The sequence below is a fragment of the Corallococcus sp. Z5C101001 genome, assembly GCF_007352635.1.
Taxonomy (GTDB): Bacteria; Myxococcota; Myxococcia; order Myxococcales; family Myxococcaceae; genus Corallococcus; species Corallococcus silvisoli.
On the sequence record NZ_VKLU01000034.1, the window covers coordinates 1 to 6,526 of the forward strand.

Genomic DNA, 6,526 nt, shown 5'->3' on the forward strand with positions numbered 1-6,526 from the left:
TCCGGTTCCACTCCTCCACCACCCGCCGCCTCTCCTCCGGGCCCATCCACTCCAGCTCCCCCACCCGCTGCTCTGGCCTCTCCACCAGCGCCTTCACCACCCGCTCGAAACCCTCCATCCACCGCTGCACTGTCCGCTCGTCGAACAGGTCCGTGCTGTACTCCCACAGCCCCGTCAGCCCCTCCGCCCCTTCCGTGAGCTGGAGGCTCAAGTCGAGCTTCGCGAGCCCGCTCTCCACCACGATCGGGCGCAAGACGAGCCCGGGGATGCGCACCTCCGACAGCGGCGCGTTCTGGAAGTTGAACGACACGCGGTAGAACGGCGTCTGTCCGGCCTCGCGACCGGGCTGGAGCGCCGCGACGACCTGCTCCAACGGAAGGTCCTGGTGCGCGTAGGCCTCCACGCACGTCTTCCGGACCCGCGCGAGCAGCTCCCGCAGCGTCGGGTTCCCCGCCAGGTCCGTCCGCATCACCAGCGTGTTGACGAAGAAGCCGATGAGGCCCTCCACCTCACGGCGGTTGCGCCCCGCGACGGGCGTCCCCACCGCCACGTCCTGCTGGCCTGACTCGTGCGCGAGCACGACCTCCAGCGCCGCCAGCAGCACCATGAAGGGCGTCAGGCCCTCCTTGCGCGCCAGGGCCTTGAGCGCTTCCCACGGTCCCTGCGTCATCCGGTACGGGAGGGCACCACCCCGCACGCCCACCGCGGTGCGCGGCCGGTCCGCTGGAAGCTCCAGCATCTCCAGTCCACCCAGCCGCTCCCGCCAGTAGGCGAGCTGCTTCTCCAACACCGCCTGCTGCGCGCTTCCCCGCTGCCAGACCGCCCAGTCCGCGTACTGGATTCGCGGCGCCACGAGCGGATCCGGCCGCCCCTGGCTGAAGGCGTCGTAGAGCGCCAGCAGCTCGCGCACCAGCACGCCCATGGACCAGATGTCGAAGACGATGTGATGCAGGACCAACGCCAGCACTTGATCGTGCGTGTCCAGCCGGAGCCACGTCGCCCGCAGCAGCGGCCCCCGCTCCAGGTCGAACGGCCGCAGCGTGTCCGCCTTCGCCAGACGCAGGGCCTCCGCCTCCCGCTCATCGGGCGGCAGGGACCGCAGATCCACCGTCGCCACCGGCAGCGCCATCGCCGGGGCGATGCACTGCACGGGCTGTCCTCGCTCCTGCGTGAACGTGGTGCGAAGCACCTCGTGACGGTCGACCAGGACCTGAAGGGCGCGCTGGAAGGCCTCCATGTCCAGCGGCCCCGTGGCGCGCAGGACGATGGGCAGGTTGTACAGCGCCAGTCCCGGCTGGAGCTGATCGATGAACCACAGCCGCTGCTGCGCGAAGGACAGCGGCGGCGGCGTGGCCTTCTCCCGGAGCGGGATGGCGTCTGGCGGTGGACCGCCCGCGGCCTCCTGCTTCAACCGACGCAACAGCTCCTCGCGCTTCTCCGGGGAGAGATTGCCAAACCGCTGGACCAGTCCACTCATGGCGCCTTCTCCATCTCCGCCAGCAGGGCCTCGAGCCGACCTGCATCCACCTGGGACGCTTGCGCCTCGAGGACCGCGTTCACCACCCCCACCACCGTGGGCGTCTCAAAGAGGCCGCGGATGGACACCTCCACCGCGAACAGCTCGCGCAGCCGCGACACCACCTGCATGCCCAGCAGCGAGTGCCCACCCAACTCGAAGAAGTCGTCGTGGATGCCCACCCGGTCGATGCCCAGCAGCTCCTGCCACAGGTCCGCGATCTGCTGCTGGATGGCATCCTCCGGCGCCACGTAGCGCGTCCCCAGCGCCGGCCGCGCATGCGCGGACGTGGGGCGTCCTCGCGACGCTGGCGTGGGTCCACCCGCGGCGGAAGCGGACTCCGGGGTCAGGCCGCCCCGAGCCCTTCGCGCGAACAGGTCCCCGGTGGAGACGAGGATCCGCCCCGCCTCCCCCAGCCCGAGGATGCGCTGGAACGCGCGCCCTCCCTCTTCCAGCGTGAGCCCCAACCGCCCCGCCTCCCCGGTCCACCCGTCCCAGTCGACGCAGATCCACCGCGTGTCACCCTGGCGAGCCCGCAGCGCGGCGAAGGCATCCAGGAAGTGGTTGGCGGAGGCGTACGCCGCGAACCCGAGCCCCCCCAGCACCGTGGCCAGCGACGACTGGAGCATCACGAAGTCCAGGGGCACGGCCTCCAGCGCACGTGAGAGCGCGAGCACGCCGTGCACCTTCGCCTCGAACAACACGCCACACCGCGAGGTCGTCACCTCCGAGACCAGCACGTTCGCCGGAGGCCCCACCACGCCCGCCGCGTGGACGACGCCGTGCAAGGCGCCGAAGCGCTCTCGCGCCTGGGCCACCATGCGCCGGCAGTCCTCGTCACGGGTCACGTCCGCCGACACCACCAGCACCTCGGCGCCGGACCGCTCCAGGTCCTCCAGCGCTCGCAGCTTGCGCGACGTGGCGTCGTCGGGACCGTGCGCGGAATGCCACGCGTCCCAGGCCTCGCGCGCGGGCAACTCGCTTCGTCCCACCAGGACCAGGCGTGCCCGCGCTTCGGTCGCCAGACGCGACGCGAGCGCCAGCCCCATGCGGCCCAGCCCGCCGGTGATGAGATAGACGCCGCCCTCCCGCAGCAGCCCTCGGGTGGAGGGCTCCGGCAGGGCCAGGGGCGTGACGTCTTCCACCCAGCGATGCCGGCCGCGCAGCGCCACCATCGCGTCGCGCGGCTCCGCTTCCAGCTCGGCCACCAGCGCGTCCAACCATGGGCGCGCACCGGGCCCCCCCTCCCGCGGCGGCGCGGTGACGTCCACCGCGCGGCAGCGCCAGGCGGGTCCCAGCTCCTGGGGAAGGACGCGGCACGGCCCCAGCGACAGGGCCTGCGTGGGCTCAAGACACTCCTCGCCCGTCACGTCGTGGGCGCCCGTGGTGACCACCGTCAGGGCCACCTCCGCGCCGGGCCACCGGGCCTCCATCGCGCGCGCCAGATACAGGGGCGGGTAGAAGCCACGCCCGAGCACCGCCTCCACCCGCGCCCCATCGTCCACGCCGGTGCCGGTGTGCCCCCATCCATCCAGGAAGGCCACCCGTTCCGGCCGCGCGTCACCCAGCGCCTCGACGAGCCACGCGTGGTGCTCCGGGCGCGTGCCGTCCATGGCGTAGCGTCCAGGCCCCAGCGGGAGGAAGTCGCTTCCGGGCACCACCTCCACCACGGAGGCCCCGTCGCGCCGGAGCCGCTCCGCGACCGCGGTCCCCGGACCGTCCACGAACAACAACCAGCCGCCGCTCCCGCGCGACGGCTCCGGCCGCCGGGCCTGTCTCCAGGACAGCGTGTAGAACCAGCCCGCGGACTCCGGGCGCTTGGTCACGCGCCCTCGCGGATCATGTGCATCCCTCGCGGGCCCGGCCTCCACCCAGTAGCGCTGCCGCTCGAAGGGATAGGTCGGCAACGGCACGCGGCGTCGGGGCTCGGGGGCATGCAGCTTCGCCCCGTCGAGCCGGACACCGGACAGCCACAGCCGCCCCGCCGCCGCCAACAAGGCCTCCAGGTCCGTGCGCGCATCCTGGGCATGGCGCATGGAAGCCACCACCACCGTCGGCGGCGTCTGGGCTCGCCGCGCCAGGGTCGCCAACGTGTTGCCCGGCCCCACCTCCAGCAGCGCTCGCGAAGGCTCCTCGAGCAGCGTCCGCACGCCTTCCTCGAAGCGCACCGGGCACCGCAGGTGTTCGACCCAGTAGTCCGGGCTCGTCGCCTGCGCGGGGGTGATCCACGTGCCGGTGACGTTGGACACCCACGGCAGCGTGGGCTCGGACCAGCGCACCGCGCGGAGGCGTTCGGCGAAGGCGCCCAGGATGGGCTCCATCATCGCCGAGTGGAAGGCATGCGACGTGTGCAGCCGGCGGCACGCGACGCCTCGCTGCTCCAGGCGCGCGGCCAGGCGCTCCACCGCCTCGAGCGACCCCGACACCACGCACAGCGACGGCGCGTTGATGGCCGCCAGCGACAAGCCCGGCTCCAGCAGGGTCTGGACCTCCGCCTCGGGAAGGGGGACGGAGAGCATCGCTCCTGGCGGAAGCTGCTCGATGAGCGCGCCTCGCGCGGCGATGAGCGACAGGGCGTCCTCCCACCGCAGCACGCCCGCGAGGCAGGCCGCGACGTACTCGCCCACGCTGTGGCCCAGCATCGCCCGTGGTTTCACCCCCCAGGCCATCCACGTCCGGGCCAGCGCGTAGGACACGGCGAAGAGGGCGGGCTGGGTGAGCGCCGTCCTGCGCAGCTGGCGGTCCGCCTCCACCTCCCCATCCGGGGCGAGCAGCAGCGTGCGCAGATCCACCTTCAGCAAGGGCAACAGCAGCTCACTGCACGCGTCCAGGTGCTTGCGGAACACGGGGAGCTGTTCGTAGAGGCCGCGCCCCATGCCGGCGAACTGGGAGCCCTGACCCGGGAACAAGAAGACGGGTTGCCGCTCCGTCGCGGTCTCATGCTGGGTGAGCAGGCGGGACTCGTCCCGAGAGGCGAGCACCTGTCGCGCATCCTCCGCATCGCGGCAGACGAACGCGCGCCGGTGCTCGAAGCGGCGGCGGCCCACCAGCAGCGTGTGCGCCACGTCCGCCAGCGCCAGGTCGGGATGCTGGGACAGGTGCGACGCGAGCTGTTCAGAGGCCGCGTCCAGGGCCGCTTCGCTGCGCGCGGACAGCACCAGCAGGTGCGCGGTCCTCGAACCGGGGACGGCCGGGGCCTGGGGGGCCTCCTCCAGGATGACGTGCGCGTTGGTGCCGCCGATGCCGAACGAGCTGACGCCCGCCCGCCGTGGCGCGCCCCGCGACTCCCAGGGCCGCAGGGTGGTGTTGACGAAGAAGGGGCCCGCCGCGAAGTCGATGGCCGGGTTGGGCTGCTCGAAGTGCAGGCTGGGAGGGAGCTGCTGGTGGCGCAGCGCCATCACCACCTTGAGCAGTCCCGCGACGCCCGCGGCCGTGTCCAGGTGGCCGATGTTCGTCTTCAGCGAGCCGAGCGCGATGGTCCCCGGCGCGTTCGCCCTGGAGCGGAAGGCCTGGTTGAGGGCGGAGACCTCGATGGGGTCGCCCAGCGGCGTCGCCGTCCCATGGGCCTCGACGTACTGGATGTCGCCGGGCTTCACGCCGGCCACGCCCAACGCCTCGGTGATGACGGCCGCCTGACCGTCCGCGCCCGGCGCCGTGTAGCCCGCGCGCCCGGCGCCGTCGTTGTTGACGGCGGAGCCTCGGATGACGGCGTGGATGGTGTCGCCCTGCGCCAGTGCGTCCGTCAGCCGCTTGAGCACGACGATGCCCACGCCAGAGCCCCGCACGGTGCCCTGCGCCCCTGCGTCGAAGGCGCGGCAATGCCCGTCCGGCGACAGGATGTCGCCCTCCTGGGCCAGGTACCCGGCGCGCTGGGGAAGCGAGATGGACACGCCGCCCGCGAGCGCCAGGCTGGACTCTCCCGACAGCAATGACTGGCATGCCAGGTGGACCGCCACCAGGGACGACGAGCAGGCGGTCTGCACCGCGACGCACGGCCCTCGCAGGCCCAGCTTGTGCGCGACGCGCGTGGGCAGGAAGTCCTTCTCGTTGCTGATGCCGACCTGGTACGTGCCGACCGCGCCAAGCAGCTCACGCTGGGGGATGAGCTGCGTGTAGAGGTAGGCCGGCGCGCCCGTGCCGGCGAACAACGACACGGCCCGCGGCCAGGATTCGGTGTCGTAGCCCGCGTGCTCCAGGGCCTCCCACGCGCATTCGAGGAAGAGCCGGTGCTGCGGATCGAGGATCTCCGCCGCGCGGGGGCTGAGGCCGAAGAAGGCCGCGTCGAACCGCTCCACGTCCTTCAGCGGGTACGCCGCTCGGACATAGCCCGGCCTCGCGGCGAGCGACGGATCCACGCCGGCGGCCTCCAGGTCCCGGTCCTCCAGCGGGACGAACGATTCCACGCCGTCCCTCACGTTGCGCCAGAGCGCATCCACGCCGTCCGCACCCGGAAAACGTCCGCTCATGCCGACGATGGCGATGGCTTCGTCGGAACCCGCTGGCTGATCACTCATCGACATCCTCCGACGACGGCGCTTCGGTCTGCTGCCGCACCATCCGGCGCTGTCCAGCGCGCGCCCTGCGTTGCACGAACTCCTCCTCCACCGCGGCTTCGTCGCCGGTCGCGACCGGTGCTGTGCGCTCGCGAACGCGCGTCACGAGCGACGCGATGCTGGAGTACTGGAACAGCTCCGCGAGCGGCACCTCGACCTCGAGGAGCCCGCGCATCCGGCTGTGGAGCTGGACCAGGGTCAGTGAGTTGCCGCCCAGGTCGAAGAACCGATCCTCCAAGCCGACGCGCTCGACCCCCAGCACCTCCTGCCAGAGGGCGGTGAGGTTCCGCTCAAGCTCCGTCGTCGGCGGCACGAACGCATGCGTGCGCGGCGTGGCATCGGCGCTCAGCGCGGGCAGCTTCGCCCGGTCCACCTTCCCACTCGGCGTCAGCGGCAGCGCCTCCAGCTTCCCGTACGCCACCGGCACCATGTGCTCCGGCACCCGCTCCCTCATCCA

The 6,526-nt window shown here is 72.3% G+C and carries 3 protein-coding genes; all 3 read right to left on the reverse strand.

Going from position 1 to position 6,526, the window contains the following annotated elements; translation table 11 throughout:
* Nucleotides 1-1,477: condensation domain-containing protein (locus FOF48_RS36020; RefSeq protein ID WP_255443067.1), on the reverse strand; the 1,477-nt coding region annotated here is incomplete at its 3' end.
* Complete coding sequence (locus FOF48_RS36025) at nucleotides 1,474-6,030, reverse strand: type I polyketide synthase (protein WP_186002223.1); 4,557 nt, start codon at nucleotides 6,028-6,030, stop codon at nucleotides 1,474-1,476. The genes FOF48_RS36020 and FOF48_RS36025, both read right to left, overlap by 4 nt.
* On the reverse strand, nucleotides 6,023-6,526 hold a 504-nt coding region (locus FOF48_RS36030), incomplete at its 5' end, for a phosphopantetheine-binding protein (protein ID WP_255443069.1). The genes FOF48_RS36030 and FOF48_RS36025, both read right to left, overlap by 8 nt.

Bases quoted from the DNA above. Each gene is read 5' to 3' on its own strand.
- FOF48_RS36025 (WP_186002223.1), bottom strand. From the start codon at position 6,030: ATGAGTGATCAGCCAGCGGGTTCCGACGAAGCCATCGCCATCGTCGGC.